Origin of the sequence: Bradyrhizobium sp. HKCCYLS3013, from assembly GCF_051167615.1 — a bacterium.
GTDB lineage: Bacteria > Pseudomonadota > Alphaproteobacteria > Rhizobiales > Xanthobacteraceae > Bradyrhizobium.
The window spans coordinates 270,058-285,877 of the sequence record NZ_JBNPTK010000001.1; the positions used below are offsets into that span (position 1 = coordinate 270,058).

Here is a 15,820-nt window from a genome sequence, read left to right on the forward strand (position 1 = left end):
GACCAGTCGCTGTTCGATCACAGCTTCTGGCGGCCGTAGATCAGGAGCATCAGGATGATCACCGCGCCGTAGATCAGCTGGCGACCGGCCTCGCTGATCTGCATCACGGACAGGATGGACTGCAGCAGGGTGATCAGCACGACGCCGGCGACGGTGCCGAGATAGCTGCCGCGGCCGCCGAGAATGTGCGTGCCGCCGAGCACGACGGCGGCGATCGAGGGTAGCAGATAGGCATCGCCCATCGACTGCGCTGCCTTCGACGCGTAGCCCGCGAGCAGCACGCCGCCGAAGGCGGAGAGGGCGCCCGACAGCGCGAACGCCAGCATGGTGATGCGGCGCGTGTCGATCCCCGAGAGATACGCGGCGCGCTCGCGATTGCCGATGGCATAGATGGCGCGGCCGAACGTGGTCCGCGACAGCAGCCAGATCGCTGCGCCGCCGATGATCGCCCAGACCAGCACCGCATTGGGCAGGCCGGGCACGATCGTGCCGGTGGCGAGATAGCGCATCGCCCTGGAGGCGGAATCCTGCGGCGCGAAGCCGCCGGTGTAGGCCACCATCAGGCCTTGCGCGACCGCGTTGGTCGCCAGCGTGATGATCATCGAGGGAATGCGCAGATAGGCGACGCCGATGCCGTTCAGGAGACCGATGGCGGCGCCGCAGAGAATGCCGCAGGGAATCGCGATGATGGCGCCCGTCGTGCCATGAGCGGCCGCCGCGCAGGCCATCATCGCGCCCGTTGTCACGACCCACGGCACCGAGAGATCGATTTGCCCGAGCAGGATCACCAGCATCATGCCGGTGGCGATCACGCCCAGGAAGCTCGCGACCTTCAACTGCTGCAGCAGATAATCCGGCGACAGGAAGCTGCGCGAATAGAGGCTGCCGACCAGCAGCAGCAGCACGATGCAGCCGAACGAGGCCGCCACCGCCGGATCGATCCGACGCAGCATGGCGATCCCGCGCTGGGCCGGTTGTGGTGCCGTTGCGTCGCTCATCCGAACCACTCCAGCCGATTGCGCACCCGCACCAGGCCGAACGCGCCGATCGAGACCGCGAGCATCAGCACGAGACCCTGGAACAGCGGCTGCCACAGCGGATCGAAATCGAACACGAACAACAGATCGCCGATGGTGCGGAACGCGAGTGCGCCGAAGATCGCCCCGATCGCGCTGCCGCGCCCGCCCATCAGCGACACGCCGCCGAGCACCACGGCCGCGATCGAGAACAGCGTGTAGGCATTGCCGCTCGCATAGGCGGCTTCGCCCGTGTAGGAGAAGAACGTCAGGAACAGGCCGCCGATCGCGGACAGCAGGCCAGCCAGGGTGTAGGCGACGAACTTGGCCGCGCGGATCGGCGCGCCGGACATGTAGGCTGCGACCTCGGAGGAGCCGGTCGCGAACGCGGCGCGGCCGACGACCGAGCGGCTATAGGGCACCCAGATCAGCAGTGCCGCCGCAGCCAGTGCCACGAGGCTCGTGGGCAGCACGCCGAATAATCTTCCCGTCAAGGCATCCGCCAGCGTCTCGTTGACGGATCCGCCGGGATTGGGCCGCAGGAACAGCGCGATGCCGTAGTACATCGCCCCGGTGGCGATCGTGGTCACGATCGGCTGCAGGCGCCCGAAGATCACGATCGCGCCGTTGATCATGCCGCAGACGATGCCGGTGCCGAGCACGCCGGCGACGCCGAGCGCGGTCTCGGTGGCGGTGCCGACCACGATCCAGGACGCGAGGCAGTTGGTCAATGTCAGGATCATGCCGACGGACAGATCGATGCCGGCGGTGATCACCACGATCGCCTGCGCCATGGCGACGAAGGCCAGCAGCGTCGCCTTGTTGGCCGCGGTCTGCACCATGTTGGCGCTGAAGCCGGCCGGATGATTGGTCGCATAGAGCACGAACATCGCGACGAAGATGCCAATCGCGAGCAGGGTGCCGCGCTGTTCGGCGAGCCAGTACCGCCACTCGGTCATGCCAGACTCGCTTCCGCTCGCTCGCCCTCGTCGACATTGAGCGCACTGCTGACCAGCGCGCGCTCGGTGATCTCGGCGCCCGCAAGCTCGCGCCTGATCGCGCCATCATACATCACCAGCACGCGGTCGCAGCAGCCGATCAGCTCGTCATAGTCGGTCGAATAGAGCAGGATCGCGGCGCCCTCGTCGGCAAGCCGGCGCAGCAGCCGGTAGATCTCCTGCTTGGTGCCGACGTCGATGCCGCGCGTCGGATCGTTGAGCAGGATGATGCGCGGCTTGTTCATCAGCCATTTCGCGATCACGACCTTCTGCTGATTGCCGCCGGAGAGCGCGCTGACGGCGAGATCGGGGGAGGCGGTCTTGATCTCGATCAGGCGGATCATCTCCTCGATCAGCGCCGATTGCCGCTGCCGGTCGATGATGCCGAATGTCGCGAACCGGTCGAAGGCGGCGGCCGAGAGATTGTCGCGCACCGACATCGGCAGCATCAATCCTTCGGTCTTGCGGTCCTCCGGAATCAGCGCGAGGCCGATGCGCTCCGACTTGGCAGTGACGGGGCTGTCGATCGTCACCTTGTTGCCGTCGATCAGAATGTCGCCGCGGCAGTCGCGCAGCACGCCGAACAGCGCCAGCAGCAGCTCGCGCTGGCCCTGGCCGTCGAGCCCGCCGAGTCCGATGATCTCTCCGGCCTGCAGCGAGAACGAGATGTCCTTCAGCCGGTCGCCCCAACTGATGCTCGTGCATTGCAGCGCGGGCGGCCGCCCATCGGTCTTGCGCGGCGGCTTGTCCGGGAAAGCGTGCTTGTACTCGCGGCCGATCATCAGCTCGATCACTTCGGCATCCGTCCTGGTGCCGGCCGGGAAGGTCGAGATGCGGCGCCCGTTGCGGAATACGCTGCATTCATCGGCGAGCTCGGCGATCTCGTGCATGCGGTGGGAGATGTAGAGCAGCGCCAGCCCCTCGCTGCGCAGGCGCTTCAGTACCGTAAATACCTTGGTCACGTCGGAGGCGGTCAGCGCCGAGGTCGCCTCGTCGAGGATCAGGATCTTCGGCCGCCGCGACAGCGCTTTCGCGATCTCGACCATCTGCCGGCGCGACAGCGGCAGGTCCTTCACCAGCGCGCGCGGATGAATGTCGCCGGCGCCTGCGCGGTGCAGCGCCTCCTCGGCAAGCCGGCGCTGGGCGCGCCGGTCGATCATGCCGAACCGCGTCGGCGGATGCGAGATCATGATGTTGTCCGCGACCGACAGGTCGGGAATCAGCGACAGCTCCTGGAAGATGCAGACGACGCCGGCATCATTCGCGGCGGAGGGACCGCTGAAGGCGACCTCGCGCCCTTCGAGCGTCATCCGGCCTTCGTCCGGTGCGACCACGCCGACCATCAGCTTGATCAGCGTCGACTTGCCGGCGCCGTTCTCGCCGAGAATGGCGTGGATGCGGCCGGGGTGGACCTCCAGGTCCGCACCGTCGAGAGCGATCACGCCGCCGTAGCGTTTGGACAGTCCTACGGCGCGAAACAGCGGCTCAGCCGCGATCATGCTTGCTTCCCCAGTCGTTTGGGCAATAGGGACGGGCTGGCCGCGAGAGAAACTCGCGGACCAGCGATCACACCGGCCTATTGGTTTTCCTTCGACTGGCCCATGATCTCCTGCGCCGTGAAGTTGATGCCGCAGGTCGGGAAGGAGTTGCCGACGAAGAAGTTGTCGGACTGGGCCGGGAAGTAGTCCTGATCCTTCTTGAAGTTCGGATCTTCCACGACCGCGAGCGGCAGCTTGACCGATTGCGGCACGACCTTGCCTTCGAGGGCGGCGAGCGCGACCTTGATCGCGACCGCGACCTGCGCAGGTCCGGTGCCAGCCGACGAGCATTTCAGGCCTTCCGAGGCCTTGGCGGCGCAGAACTTGCGGAAGCCGTTCTCGGTCTCGCCGCCGAACGGCACCATCTTGTGCTTGGCGTCGAGCATGGCCTGCACGATGCCGGTGTCGCCGCCCTGGCCGGAGATCGCATCGAACGGGCCGTTGGTCGCGATCGCATCGGCCGTGGCCTTCTGGGCGACGCCGTCGTCCCATTTGCCGACGACCTCGGTGACCTGCCACTTCTTGCCGGAGCCGTCGAGAACGGAGTGGAAGCCGTTGTGACGGTCGGTGTCGACCGAGGTTCCGGCGACGCCGCGCACCTCGAGCACCTTGCCGCCGCCGGGCACGTTCTTGACCAGCCACTTCGCCCAGAGCTCGCCGAGGCCCTTCTGGTCGACATTGACGTTGATCGCGTCTTCCGTCGCGAGAATGTTGTCGAAGGCGACGAGGATCACGCCGGCCTGCTTGGCGCGCTTGATCACCGGCCCGAAGGCGGTCGGGTTCTGCGCGTTGACGACGATGGCGTCATAGCCGGAGTCGATGAAGTTGTTGATCGCCGAGATCTGCGCCGGCACGTCCTCGCCGGTCGAGACGACCTTGAACTCCTTGAGCTTGGCCTTCACCTCGGGCTGCGCCGCATAGGCCTTCGCGGTCTGGATCATCTGGATGCGCCAGGTGTTGGCGATGTAGCCGTTCGCCAGTGCGATGCGGTAGGGGCCCTTCTTGGCCGGAAACTTGAAGAACTTGGTGTCCTTGGTCCACGGCACCATGCATTCAGGCTCGCTCGCCGGTCCCTTGACCATCTCCGGCTCCGCCAGCGCCTTGCTGGCAAACGCGGTGACCAGCACCAGCGATGCACACGTGGCAAGGCATCGCGCCCTCATCGACTTGGACGACATTCGTGACCTCCCCTGTTGTTGTGGCGCCAGATCAATGACGCATGTGCGAGACGCCTCTTTGTTTCCGGAGGTTGTGCGAGCAATGCTCGTCGTCTCGACCCGCCAAGCGTTACTGATCAATGACAGCGCTGTCAATTACCGTCGCGCCGCTTTTGCCAAGCGGCCGGTCGCATGTCATGAATGTGGTTCGGACAAATCCGCGTGAATCATTGCTGCAAGGATCATGTCTCAGAAGCGTCGCACCACGCTGGAGGACGTCGCGCGCATCGCCAATGTCAGCGCTGTCACCGTGTCGCGGGCGCTGCGTCGGCCCGATATGGTGTCGCCGGAATTGCGCAAGCGGATCGATGCGGCGGTCGACAGGCTGGCCTATGTGCCCAACTTCGCGGCGAGCCGGCTCGCCTCGACCCGCACGCATTCCATCGGCATCGTCGTGTCGTCGCTCTCCAACGGCATCTTCGCGGACTACCTGCAGGCGATCTACGACACCCTGCTGCCGCTCGGCTTTCGCCCCGTCGTCGTCAGCAGCCGCTACTCGGCGGAGGAGGAAGAGGGCGCGATCAGGACCTTGCTGGGCCAGAACATCGAGGCGCTGATCCTGGTCGGGGTGAACCAGACGCGGGCGGCACGGCGCATTCTCGAACGCTCGCGGATTCCGGTGGTGCAGACGTTCGAGTTGACCGACGATCCGATCGATCTGAATGTCGGACTTTCGCAGCGCCAGGGCGGCCATGCCGCGACCCGCTTCCTGATCGAGCTGGGACATCGGCGGATCGCCTATCTCTCGGGACAGCGCGACGACCGGGCCCGCGCCCGGCTCGAGGGGTATCACGCAGCGCTGGCGGAAGCCGGGCTGGACGGCGCGTCGCTGGTGGCCTGGCTCCCGGCCCAGGCGACGATCTCGCTGGGGCGGAAGCTGACCGAGGAGATGCTCGCGAGCGAAGCCCCCGACGCGATCTTCTGCTGCGACGACAACATCGCGCTCGGGGCGTTGTTCGCCTGCCAGCAGGCGGGGCTGGAGGTCCCGCGCCGGATTTCACTGATCGGCTTCAATGACCTGGAATTCGCGGCGGCCTCCAATCCGCCGCTGTCGACCGTGCTGACGCCGCGCGCCGACATGGGGCGCGTGGCGTCCGAACTGGTGCTTCAGGTGATCGCCACCGGCAGGCGGCCGAGAGCGCGGCAGATCGACCTCGGTTTCGAGATCGTCGCGCGCGGCAGCACCGGGCCGCATCTGGTTGCATCGTGAGAGCGGCGCGGTCTCAGGCCCAGCCGCCGTCGACGATGTAGTTCTGGTTGGTGCAGGCGCCGCTGTCGTCGGCGGCGAAGAACAGCACTACGCGGGCGATGTCGTCCGGCACGAGCTTGCGCTTGAGGCATTGGCGCCGCATCAGCTCGGCCTCGCCCTCGGGCGTCAGCCACATTCGCTGCTGGCGCTCGGTCATGATCCAGCCCGGAAGGATGGAATTGACCCTGATGTTGCTGGGGCCGAGATCGCGGGCGAGAGCGCGCGTCAGTCCCTGGATCGCCGACTTCGCCGTGGTGTAGCAGGGCATGTTGCCCTGGCCGAGCACCCAGCTCACCGAGCCGAGATTGACGATCGCGCCGCCTCCCGCCTGGATCATGTCCGGCGCAACCGCCTGGGCCGCGAAGAACTGATGCTTGAGGTTCACGGCGATGCGCTCGTCCCAATAGTCCGGCGTGACGTCCTCGATCGTGTGGCGGTCGTCGCGCGCCGCATTGTTCACGAGGATGGTGATCGGCCCGAGCGCCTCGCGGGCGCCGGCGACCGCAGCCCTCAGCGCGGCGATGTCGCGCAGATCGGCATGCGCGAAGTGCACCTTGGCCTCCGCAGGCAGGCTCGCCAGCACTTGCTGCGAGGCCTCCAGATCGATGTCGATGAATCCGACACGCGCACCTTGGCCGACGAAATTGCGGACGATCGCTTCCCCGATGCCGGAGCCGCCGCCGGTCACGAGAACGGCCCGATCCTTGAGGCTTGGGTAGATGGTGCCCTGCATTGGTTCCTCTCAGTTGCGCCTGGGAGAGCGGCCGCGGCCGCGACGAGACGCATCCCGGACGCCGTCCGTGTTGTGCAATGCACGGCCGGTGCGTCCGGCTGGACCCCTCGATGTGCGCCTGCGAGCAACCCTCACGCCCGATGTCGATGCTGACGGATCCGGGCGTTCCCCCTGCGACGTCCTTGTTTGCTATCCGGCATTCTGCGCCAGGACCGGCCGGGACGCCAGCACCTGTTGCGCCGCTCGGGTGCGACCATCGGGCGCCTTCTTCGGAGCTGGACCGGCCGCCGTCGGTCGAGCGCAAAACCCTTCAGAGGATTTCGGAGATCGACTGGCCCTGCAACTCGATGCTCAGTCCCTGCATGCCGAGATCGGTGATCTCGCCGCCCATCGCCTTCAGGCTCTCCTCGCGGATCAACGACATCAGCCCGCGCCGCAGCGCCAGGAATTCCGACGACATCATCATCGCTTGCTGGCGTGGGCGCTCGAGCGGGATCTGGATTTCGGCCTTGATCGAGCCGGGGCGCGCGGTCATGCAGTAGACGCGGTCGGACAGGAAGATCGCCTCGTCGATGTCGTGGGTGACGAACAGCACCGAGATCTTCAGCCGCTGCCACATGTTGGTGAGGATCTGCTGCATGATGATGCGGGTCTGCGCGTCGAGCGCGCCGAACGGCTCGTCGAGCAGCAGCACCTTCGGGCCGGTCGCGAGCGCGCGCACGATGCCGACGCGCTGCTTCATGCCGCCGGAGAGGCGCTCGGGATAATGGTTCTCGAACGCCTCGAGGCCGGCGAGGCCGAGCAGAGTGCGCGCCGCGCGTGCGCGCTCGAACTTCGGCATGCCGCGCATCTTCAGCCCGAACTCGACGTTCTCGCGCACTGTCTTCCAGGGAAACAGCGAGTATTGCTGAAACACCATGCCGCGTTCGGCACTGGGTCCGGTGACGGCCTGGCCGTCGACCGTGACGACGCCGCTGGTGGGCTTGAGAAAGCCCGCGACAGCGTTGAGCAGTGTCGACTTGCCGCAACCCGACGGTCCGACGATCGAGACGAACTCGCCGGGCTCGACATGGATCTGGGTGTCGGTGACGGCCTCGACGGCGCCGTCGATGGTCTCGTAGCTCAGGGCGAAGTTGCGGACCTCGATATGGCCCTGTCTCACATCCGCTGCGGCTTGGCTCATCGCGACCTCCAGGGCATCACCAACTGTCCGGCCGCGCGGATCACGAGGCTCGAGCCGAGCCCGAGCACGCCGATCGCGATCATCCCGAGCGCGATGTCGGCGTATTGGACCAGCGAATACGCTTCCCAGGTGAAATAGCCGATGCCGAACTGCCCCGAGATCATCTCGGCCGCGATCAGCGACACCCACGCGACGCCCATGCCGACGGTGAGGCCGGTGAAGATGTGCGGCAGCGACGCTGGGAAATAGACCTCGCGGAAGATCGACGTCTCCCGCGCGCCGAGGCATTTGGCGGCCCGCACCAGCACGGGATCCACCAGCGTCATGCCGTGCAGCGTGTTGACCAGGATCGGAAAGAACGAGCCGAGAAAGGTGATGAAGACAATGCTCTGCTCGTTGGTCGGCCACAGCATGATCGCCATCGGGACCCAGGCGATGGCCGGAATCGGACGCAGCACCTCGGCGACCGGAAACACGATCTCGTGCACCAGCTTGAAGCGGCCCATGATCAGGCCGAGCGGCACGCCGACCAGCGCGGCCAGCGAGAACCCGATGAAGATCCGGCGGCAACTGAGCAGGATGTGCATCAGGAATTTCGGATCGTGGATCGCCTTGGTGAAGCTCGCATAGACCGCCAGCGGCGCCGGCACGTTGGTGAACTTCACGAAGAAGACGACGCGGTAGGTCGTCAGCAGGTGCCAGGCGATCAGGAACAGGATCAGCGACGCGGTGCCGATCAGCAGCGACTGCAGCCGGTCCTGGTTCAGCCGGAACCAGCGTGCCGCGCGGGCGGAGACGTGCGGCCGGCTCGGCGGGGGCGCGGTGCCAGGCGCGGCGGCCGCCGCAGCCTGGTCGGGCGACGTCATCAGGGCGGGGCTGCTCAAGTCTTGCCTCCCGCCACCGCCAGCTTCACGGCGTCATCAAGTCCCATCACCTTGCCGCCGATCTTGGCGGCATAGGCCTCGGCATCCTTCTTCAGCAGGAACGGCGCGATCTCGCCATTGGCGGCGGCGAAGAACGCCTGGTCGGCGAACAGCTTGATGCCGCGCGCGGTGTCGAAGACGTAGGCGACGTTGATCTTCTTGCCCTTGGCCTTGTAGTCGGCATAGGCGCCGAGCGTGCAGGTCGCGCTGCTGAAGGCTGTGATGCCCTCGCCGTCGATCCAGACCTCGCCGGCCTTGCGCGGCTCGGTGATCGGCCTGTTGCAGAACTTGTCCTCGCCGGAGATTTCGTAGTTCGCGGTGCTGGCGAGATCCTTGTCATAGTCCAGCTTCAGCTCGGCATAGGCCTTGCGGATGTAGCTGTCGTCCACCCACTTCTTCGGATCGAACTCCTTCATGCGGCCGAGGCTCTGCAGCACCTTGACGTCAGTCGCGGCGGCATCCACCAGCGCCGGCTTGATCGTCGGATCCGTGGTCATGTTGCCGCCGGGACCGAGGAAGATGTAGACGACCTCCTTGTTGATCCCGGTCCATTCCTGGATCTTTTCGGCCGCCGCTTTCGGATCCTGGCGCAGCCACTGGTTGGCGGCGATGACTGCCTTGACATAGGCGATGACGACCTCGGGATACTTCTCCGCAAAGTCGGTGCGGACGACGACGCCGTGGAAGGTCGGCAGGTTGGTCTGGACGCCGTCGAAGATCTTGCGCGCATAGCCGCGGAACGGCAGCAACTCGGCGAACGGAACGAAATCGGCGTGCGCGTCGATCTTCTTTTCCTGCAGGTTCGTCGAGCCGACCTCCGGCGTCTGGCTCACGAGCTGGAAGAAGTCCGCCGGATAGCCGGCGTCCTGAAGCGCCTTCAGCACCATGCCATGTGCGGCCGAGCCGAACGGCACGCTGACCAGCTTGCCCTTGAGGTCGGAGAGTTCATAGTAGGGCGAGTCCTTGTGAACGACGATGCCGTTGCCGGAGCCGGCGAGGCTGTAGGCGGCGACCGCGATCAGCCGGCTCTTGCTCTCGGGATTGTTCTCGAAGGTGAAGCCGTTCACGATCAGCGGGTAGTCGCCCATCATGCCGAACTGCAGCTTGTTCGCCATCATCCCGTTGGTGACGGGCGGGCCGGACGTGAAGTTCTGCCACTCGATCTCGAACTTGATGTTGGCGTATTTGCCGTCCTTGGGCAGATACTTCTCCAGCAGGTGAAGCTGCCGCACGATGGTGCCGGCAGTCACCGTGTTGGTCGTGGTGTCCTGGGTGCCTATGCCGATCGTGACCGTCTCTGCTGCGACGGGCTGCGCCGCAATCAGGGACAGACAGGTGACGGATAGTAAGAGCGCGTGACGGCAGCGGACCATTCTCATCCCCGTTCGGTTGGATGGCTGATGGCGCCATGATGAAGGCCGCGTCCACGAGCGCAAATCCGGAGTTCGGCAGCGGGTGGATTAGTTGCCGTCAAAATCCGGTTGCGTACTCCTTGGGCAATTTCGCTCATGACAGCCGCTTGCATGAGCAGGCCGGCTAATCCGCGGCCTGGCCGCGCATCTCGTCCAGGACGTCGGGCCGGCAGACCACGATCTGCGACCGCCTGGTACGGACGATATTCTTTTCCTGCATCCGCTTGAGGCTGATCGTCACCCACTGCCGCGTCGCGCCGACCATGTGGGCGATGTCGGCATGGGTGAAGGCCGCGGCAATGACCTTGCCGTCGGGATCGTCGACGCCATAGAGGTCGACGAGATGCAGCAGCAGATGGGCGAGCCGCTCGGTGATCGAACGGGTCCCCAGCATCTGGGCCAGGGCGGAGTAGCATTTTCCCTTGAAGCTCAACCCTTCGATCAGTCCGATCGCCAGATTGGGGATCTCCGCCACCAGCGTTCGCAGCTCCTTGCCGGGAAGCTGGATCACGCTGGCATTGCTGGCCGCGATGCCGGACCATTGATGCACGCCGGTGTCGAACACTTCGGGACCGCCGACGAAATTGCCGACATGCCAATAGGCCAGCGTGATCTCGCGCCCCTGCGGGGACGTGTAGAACACGCGGATGCGGCCGCTCTCGACCAGGAAAATGCCGTCGTGCCGGGCGCCCTGACTGAACAGCGTCTGGCCGCGGTTCAGGACCTTGCGGCGGCCCTGCTTCAGCACCTGCTCACGCTCGCGCAGGCTGAGCCTTTCGATCAGCGACGGCGGGCCGCCGATGGATTGCTGACTTTCGGTGAGCAGGAGCGACGAACTGGTCACCGCGCGTGCTGAGGTCATGGGAGAGGGCACGGCTTCCGCAGCTGATTTGGCCGCCTGCAGCAACATGTCTTGCCTCCGCATTGATCATACTGATCAGAAGCGGAGCAATGTTCGTGCCATCCGTCGCCGCGTGAGGGCCTCAAACGGCAGCGAGTTCCCAGAGGTATGATTTCGGATAGATGCCACGATTATGGCCGTCGGAAAACGCGATGTTCAGGCCGTAGCCGAGGTCACCGACCCCCACGATGCCGATCCCGGGAAATTGCGACGGGAAGCGGCCGTCGAAGCGGGCCCGCCTGCAATGCGCGCACATGCAGGACAGGCGCAGCCGTTCGGCGGACAGCACCGCGGGTGCGCCGCTCGCGTTCCGTAGCCGCAATGATGCCAGGTCGGGACTGACCTCGCCGTCAGCGATGTCGGCTGCAATCATGGCTCCTCCTGGTTGTGCCGAGGCCGGTGTCATCACGCTAGGGGAGACGGTTTGGAGCACCCAGCAACTAATTGCCTCGTTCGACGGAATGTCGAGCGCTGCTGCTTCGTTAGGCGCGATGGCTTTCCCCGGAACAATCTTCGCAACTAATCCACCGTCGCAGCACGTTCGAAATTGCCGGACTGCGCCGTTTCCGAGAGATCGTGCTCAGCAACCGCCACACGGCGCGCCCCGCGCCTTTAGGAGACGACGATGAGCGCTTTTCAGACCGAGACGGTGTTGTCGGTCCGGCACTGGACCGATTCGCTGTTCAGCTTCACCGCCACGCGGGATCCCGGCTTCCGCTTCCAGAACGGGCAGTTCGCGATGATCGGACTGGAGGTCGACGGCCGGCCGCTGATGCGCGCCTACAGCATGGCGAGCGCCAATCACGAGGATGAGCTGGAGTTCTTCAGCATCAAGGTGGCGGACGGGCCGCTGACCTCACGGCTGCAGAAGATCAAGGAGGGCGATCGCATCCTCGTCGGGCGCAAGGCGACGGGAACGCTGATCGCGGGCAACCTCATTCCCGGCAGACGTCTGCTGCTGCTGTCGACCGGCACCGGGCTGGCGCCGTTCGCCAGCCTGGTCAAGGATCCCGACATCTACGAGACCTATGAGACCATCATTCTGGCCCATGGCTGCCGCCAGGTCTCGGAGCTTGCCTATGGCGAGCAGCTCGTCGACAGCCTGCGCGGCCATGACTTCTTCGGCCCCCTGGTCCGAGATCGGCTGCTTCATTACCCCACGGTGACCCGCGAGCCGTTCCGCAACCGCGGCCGCATCACCGATCTGATCGCATCGGGCCAGATGTTCGCCGACATCGGCGGGCCCGACCTCGATGTCGAGACCGACCGCGTCATGCTCTGTGGCAGCCCGGCGATGTTGGCCGAGCTCCAGACCATGCTGGAGGACCGCGGCTTCGTCGAAGGCAACCACAGCACGCCCGGCCATTTCGTGGTCGAGAAGGCGTTCGTCGAGCGCTGAGCGCCGGCGGAAGAATTGCGTCCCGGCGACAACTAATTGCTATCGCCGGGCGCGCCGCTGAACAACTCTGACCCGGACCGGTGGGTCCGGCCAAGCAGGAGCTTAGAATGGCAATGGATGAGATCGTCGACGGCCTCTCGGAGGTGTCCTGCGACGTGCTGGTGATCGGCGGCGGCACCGCCGGCCCGATGGCCGCCCTGAAGGCCAAGATGAAGAATCCGAAGGCCAACGTCGTTCTGCTCGAGAAGGCGAACGTCAAGCGCTCCGGCGCGATCTCGATGGGCATGGACGGCCTGAACAACGCGGTCATCCCCGGCTACGCGACGCCGGAGCAGTACACCAAGGAAATCACGATCGCCAATGACGGCATCGTGGACCAGAAGGCGGTGTATAAATACGCCCAGAGCTGCTACGGGATCATCGAGGAGCTCGACAGCTTCGGCATCCGCTTTCTCAAGAACGAGAACGGCGACTATGCCGTCAAGAAGGTGCACCACATCGGCACCTACGTCCTGCCGATGCCGAACGGCGAGACCGTCAAGAAGGCGCTGTATCGTCAGCTGCGGCGGGCGCGCATCCTGATCTCCAACCGCTACATGGCGACGCGGCTCCTGAAGTCGAGCGATGGCCGCATCGCCGGCGCCGTCAGCGTCAACACCCGCACCGCCGAGATGCTGGTGATCAAGGCCAAGGCTGTCATCCTGTGCATGGGCGCGGCGGGACGGCTCGGCCTGCCGACCTCGGGCTACATGTTCGGCACGTATGAGAACGCCGCCAATTCCGGCGACGGCTACGCGATGGCCTATCACGCGGGTGCCGCGCTCGCCAATCTCGAATGCTTCCAGATCAATCCGCTGATCAAGGATTATAACGGCCCGGCCTGCGCCTATGTCGCCGGGCCCTTCGGCGCCTACACCGCCAACAACGAGGACCGCCGCTTCATCGAGTGCGACTATTGGTCGGGCCAGATGATGCTGGAGTTCTACAACGAGCTGCTGTCGGGCAAGGGGCCGGTGTTCCTGCAGCTCAAGCACCTGCACGACAAGACGATCGAGGAGATCGAGCACACCCTGCACAAGGTCGAGCGTCCCACACGCGGACTGTTCCAGGAGGGACGCGGCGTCGACTACCGCAAGGAATCGATCGAGATGCACATCTCCGAGATCGGCTTCTGCTCAGGCCACAGCGCGTCGGGCGTGTTCGTCGACGACAATGCCCGCACGACCGTGCCCGGGCTCTATGCGGCCGGTGACATGGCCAGCGTTCCGCACAACTACATGCTGGGCGCATTCACCAACGGGTCGTTCGCCGGGCTCGACGCGATGGAGTTCGCCGACAACCATGATTTCGGCGAAATCGATGCCGCCGAGGTCGCGCTGGAGCGCGAGCGCGTGCTGGCGCCGACCAAGCGCGAGGACGGCATTCCGCCGAACCAGATCGAGTACAAGACGCGGCGGCTCGTCAACGACTATCTGCAGCCGCCGAAGGTGACGCGGAAGTACGAGCTCGGCATGCGCCGGCTCGCCGAGGTCCGCGAGGACATGCAGGAGCGCATGATCGCGCGCAACGCGCACGAGCTGCTGCGTGCGCTGGAGGTGCAGTCGATCATGGATTGCGCGGATATGGCGGCCCATGCCTCGCTGTTCCGCGAGGAGAGCCGCTGGGGGCTCTATCACTGGCGCACCGATTTTCCGGACAAGGACAACGAGAACTGGTTCTGCCACACGCTGCTGAGCAAGCAGGACGGCCGCATGACCAGCGAGAAGCGGGCGGTGCAACCCTATGTCGTGCCGATCGCGGACGACGAGAAGGACCTCTACGACAAGCAGCGCATCCGCGCCAGCGCCTGACGATCAGACGGAGAACGAGACATGCCTCTTGCCACCTATCAGACGTCGGTTCCGGTCGTCGTCGACGACGCCAAATGCATCGCCGACAAGGGCTGCACGGTCTGCGTCGACGTCTGCCCGCTCGACGTGCTCAGGATCAGCGACATGACCGGCAAGGCCTTCATGGCCTATGATGAATGCTGGTACTGCATGCCCTGCGAAGCGGATTGCCCGACCGGCGCCGTCACCGTCAACATTCCCTATCTGTTGAGGTGATCATGTCGAGCCCGTTCGAAGCCTATGACGATCTCGACGACGCCGACGAGCGGCTCGGAGCCGCCGATCCGGCGGAGCGGCGGGTCGCGATCATCGCATTGGGACATTCCGGCGATCCCGCCGCGGTCGCGCATCTGGCGAAGATGGTCGCCGATCCCGACGCCGGCGTGCGGCAGCAGGTCGCCATGGCGCTCGGTGAGTTCGACGGGCCGGAGGCGGCGGAGGCGCTGGTCCAGCTGCTCGTCGATCCCGAGCGGATCGTCGCCTCGGCGGCCGCCGACAGTCTCGCCGAGTTCAAGGATCCCGCTTCGGCCGAGGCCATCCTGCCGCTGGTGACGCATGCGCATGCCTTCGTCCGCATGGGCGCGCTGCGCGCGCTGAAGGAGCTGCGGCGCAAGGACACGCTCAAGCCGGCGCTGGAGGCGCTGCAGGATCCGGATGCCGCCGTCCGCGTGCAGGCGATCGGCGTCATCGGCTTCCTCAAGCTCGAGGAGTCGATTCCGGCGCTGACGGCGCTGATCGGAGATCCCGATGCGCATGTCCGCCGCGCGGCGGTCAGTGCGCTCGCCTTCTCGCACATGAAGATCGCCGCGGAGACCATCACCCGCGCGCTCAGGGATTCCGACTGGATGGTGCGGGAGATGGCGGCCGAGACGCTCGGGCTCAACGTCAATGGTGCCGTCGCCGCCGATCCGTTGATCGCCTGCCTGGCGGATGAGTTCTGGCAGGTGCGCCTGAAGGCGATCCGCAGCCTCGGACGCATGAAGGTGCTGCATGCGGTGCGGCCGATCGGCCAATGCATCACCCACGAGCAGGCCAATCTGCGCAAGGAGGCGGCGGCTGCGCTGGGCGAGATCGCCGCGCCCGACGGCGAGCCGTACCTCGCGCTGGTCGCCGACGATCTCGATCCCGACGTTCGCAAGAACGCGAGATGGGCGCTGCACCAGATCGCGGCGAGCAAGGCGAGAACCGGCGCGTAATCGCGCGCCGGCCGCGAGCGTTCCCGACCGCCTGCCGGACCAGGCGGCAAGCCAGATGACGAGTCTTGCGACGATGATGTCGCGGCCGATCGCGCGCGAGCCCCGCAGGGCCGCGCGCCGCACGTTCGCGTGCACCCCACGTCCGGTTCTGGACGGCTCCCGGATT

Annotated in this window: 15 protein-coding genes; 5 read left to right on the top strand and 10 right to left on the bottom strand. The window is 65.6% G+C overall.

What is annotated here, in order from left to right; genetic code table 11:
- Positions 1 to 17 precede the first annotated feature (17 nt).
- The 4 genes from ACQR1F_RS01235 to ACQR1F_RS01250 form a co-directional block, all read right to left on the bottom strand.
- Positions 18 to 998, bottom strand: coding sequence for an ABC transporter permease (locus ACQR1F_RS01235; RefSeq protein WP_434912412.1), 981 nt, complete (start codon positions 996 to 998; stop codon positions 18 to 20).
- Positions 995 to 1,975 carry an ABC transporter permease gene (locus ACQR1F_RS01240; protein WP_316236897.1) on the bottom strand — a complete coding sequence of 327 codons (981 nt, stop codon included), beginning with the start codon at positions 1,973 to 1,975 and terminating at the stop codon, positions 995 to 997. The genes ACQR1F_RS01235 and ACQR1F_RS01240 overlap by 4 nt, the downstream gene beginning before the upstream one ends.
- On the bottom strand, positions 1,972 to 3,513 hold the full coding sequence (locus ACQR1F_RS01245) for a sugar ABC transporter ATP-binding protein (RefSeq protein ID WP_434880362.1): 1,542 nt from the start codon (positions 3,511 to 3,513) through the stop codon (positions 1,972 to 1,974). The genes ACQR1F_RS01240 and ACQR1F_RS01245 overlap by 4 nt, the downstream gene beginning before the upstream one ends.
- A 77-nt stretch (positions 3,514 to 3,590) precedes the next feature.
- Entirely contained in the window at positions 3,591 to 4,730 is a 1,140-nt protein-coding gene (locus ACQR1F_RS01250) for a sugar ABC transporter substrate-binding protein (protein ID WP_315802030.1), read from the bottom strand.
- Positions 4,731 to 4,953: 223 nt separating this feature from the next.
- On the opposite strand from ACQR1F_RS01250, the gene ACQR1F_RS01255 reads away from it, so the two are divergent.
- Complete coding sequence (locus ACQR1F_RS01255; protein ID WP_434884595.1) at positions 4,954 to 5,979, top strand: LacI family DNA-binding transcriptional regulator; 1,026 nt, start codon at positions 4,954 to 4,956, stop codon at positions 5,977 to 5,979.
- 13 nt (positions 5,980 to 5,992) lie between these two features.
- Here the strand turns inward: ACQR1F_RS01255 and ACQR1F_RS01260 are convergent, their stop codons facing one another.
- From ACQR1F_RS01260 to ACQR1F_RS01285, 6 genes are all read right to left on the bottom strand, one after another.
- Positions 5,993 to 6,751: an SDR family NAD(P)-dependent oxidoreductase gene (locus ACQR1F_RS01260; RefSeq protein ID WP_434912413.1), complete on the bottom strand. Its 759-nt coding sequence runs from the start codon at positions 6,749 to 6,751 to the stop codon at positions 5,993 to 5,995.
- Positions 6,752 to 7,061: 310 nt separating this feature from the next.
- Positions 7,062 to 7,934, bottom strand: a complete 873-nt coding sequence (locus tag ACQR1F_RS01265) for an ABC transporter ATP-binding protein (RefSeq protein ID WP_434912414.1) — start codon at positions 7,932 to 7,934, stop codon at positions 7,062 to 7,064.
- The gene (locus tag ACQR1F_RS01270) at positions 7,931 to 8,818 is read right to left on the bottom strand and encodes an ABC transporter permease (protein WP_434884592.1); all 888 of its coding nucleotides are present in this window, start codon (positions 8,816 to 8,818) and stop codon (positions 7,931 to 7,933) included. The genes ACQR1F_RS01265 and ACQR1F_RS01270 overlap by 4 nt, the downstream gene beginning before the upstream one ends.
- A complete protein-coding gene (locus ACQR1F_RS01275; protein ID WP_315802035.1) occupies positions 8,815 to 10,230 on the bottom strand; it encodes an ABC transporter substrate-binding protein in 1,416 nt (471 codons plus the stop codon). Before ACQR1F_RS01275 ends, ACQR1F_RS01270 begins: the two co-directional genes overlap by 4 nt.
- A gap of 163 nt (positions 10,231 to 10,393) precedes the next feature.
- Entirely contained in the window at positions 10,394 to 11,179 is a 786-nt protein-coding gene (locus tag ACQR1F_RS01280) for a Crp/Fnr family transcriptional regulator (protein ID WP_315802036.1), read from the bottom strand.
- Positions 11,180 to 11,252: 73 nt separating this feature from the next.
- Complete coding sequence (locus tag ACQR1F_RS01285; RefSeq protein WP_316181609.1) at positions 11,253 to 11,543, bottom strand: gamma-butyrobetaine hydroxylase-like domain-containing protein; 291 nt, start codon at positions 11,541 to 11,543, stop codon at positions 11,253 to 11,255.
- Between the two features lie 252 nt (positions 11,544 to 11,795).
- Here ACQR1F_RS01285 and ACQR1F_RS01290 point away from each other — a divergent pair, with 252 nt between their 5' ends.
- From ACQR1F_RS01290 to ACQR1F_RS01305, 4 genes are all read left to right on the top strand, one after another.
- Positions 11,796 to 12,569: a ferredoxin--NADP reductase gene (locus ACQR1F_RS01290; protein ID WP_434873215.1), complete on the top strand. Its 774-nt coding sequence runs from the start codon at positions 11,796 to 11,798 to the stop codon at positions 12,567 to 12,569.
- A 107-nt stretch (positions 12,570 to 12,676) separates the two neighbouring features.
- Positions 12,677 to 14,419, top strand: coding sequence for a fumarate reductase/succinate dehydrogenase flavoprotein subunit (locus tag ACQR1F_RS01295; protein ID WP_316181613.1), 1,743 nt, complete (start codon positions 12,677 to 12,679; stop codon positions 14,417 to 14,419).
- 21 nt (positions 14,420 to 14,440) lie between these two features.
- Positions 14,441 to 14,674: a 4Fe-4S dicluster domain-containing protein gene (locus tag ACQR1F_RS01300; RefSeq protein WP_006609939.1), complete on the top strand. Its 234-nt coding sequence runs from the start codon at positions 14,441 to 14,443 to the stop codon at positions 14,672 to 14,674.
- Between the two features lie 2 nt (positions 14,675 to 14,676).
- Positions 14,677 to 15,654, top strand: a complete 978-nt coding sequence (locus ACQR1F_RS01305; protein ID WP_434912415.1) for a HEAT repeat domain-containing protein — start codon at positions 14,677 to 14,679, stop codon at positions 15,652 to 15,654.
- Positions 15,655 to 15,820 lie beyond the last annotated feature (166 nt).

Excerpts from the sequence above, each read along its gene's own strand:
- ACQR1F_RS01235 (WP_434912412.1), bottom strand. The coding sequence starts at position 998 with ATGAGCGACGCAACGGCACCACAACCGGCCCAGCGCGGGATCGCCATG.
- ACQR1F_RS01240 (WP_316236897.1), bottom strand. The coding sequence starts at position 1,975 with ATGACCGAGTGGCGGTACTGGCTCGCCGAACAGCGCGGCACCCTGCTC.
- ACQR1F_RS01245 (WP_434880362.1), bottom strand. The coding sequence starts at position 3,513 with ATGATCGCGGCTGAGCCGCTGTTTCGCGCCGTAGGACTGTCCAAACGC.
- ACQR1F_RS01250 (WP_315802030.1), bottom strand. The coding sequence starts at position 4,730 with ATGTCGTCCAAGTCGATGAGGGCGCGATGCCTTGCCACGTGTGCATCG.
- ACQR1F_RS01255 (WP_434884595.1), top strand. The coding sequence starts at position 4,954 with ATGTCTCAGAAGCGTCGCACCACGCTGGAGGACGTCGCGCGCATCGCC.
- ACQR1F_RS01260 (WP_434912413.1), bottom strand. The coding sequence starts at position 6,751 with ATGCAGGGCACCATCTACCCAAGCCTCAAGGATCGGGCCGTTCTCGTG.
- ACQR1F_RS01265 (WP_434912414.1), bottom strand. The coding sequence starts at position 7,934 with ATGAGCCAAGCCGCAGCGGATGTGAGACAGGGCCATATCGAGGTCCGC.
- ACQR1F_RS01275 (WP_315802035.1), bottom strand. The coding sequence starts at position 10,230 with ATGGTCCGCTGCCGTCACGCGCTCTTACTATCCGTCACCTGTCTGTCC.
- ACQR1F_RS01280 (WP_315802036.1), bottom strand. The coding sequence starts at position 11,179 with ATGTTGCTGCAGGCGGCCAAATCAGCTGCGGAAGCCGTGCCCTCTCCC.
- ACQR1F_RS01285 (WP_316181609.1), bottom strand. The coding sequence starts at position 11,543 with ATGATTGCAGCCGACATCGCTGACGGCGAGGTCAGTCCCGACCTGGCA.
- ACQR1F_RS01290 (WP_434873215.1), top strand. The coding sequence starts at position 11,796 with ATGAGCGCTTTTCAGACCGAGACGGTGTTGTCGGTCCGGCACTGGACC.
- ACQR1F_RS01295 (WP_316181613.1), top strand. The coding sequence starts at position 12,677 with ATGGCAATGGATGAGATCGTCGACGGCCTCTCGGAGGTGTCCTGCGAC.
- ACQR1F_RS01300 (WP_006609939.1), top strand. The coding sequence starts at position 14,441 with ATGCCTCTTGCCACCTATCAGACGTCGGTTCCGGTCGTCGTCGACGAC.
- ACQR1F_RS01305 (WP_434912415.1), top strand. The coding sequence starts at position 14,677 with ATGTCGAGCCCGTTCGAAGCCTATGACGATCTCGACGACGCCGACGAG.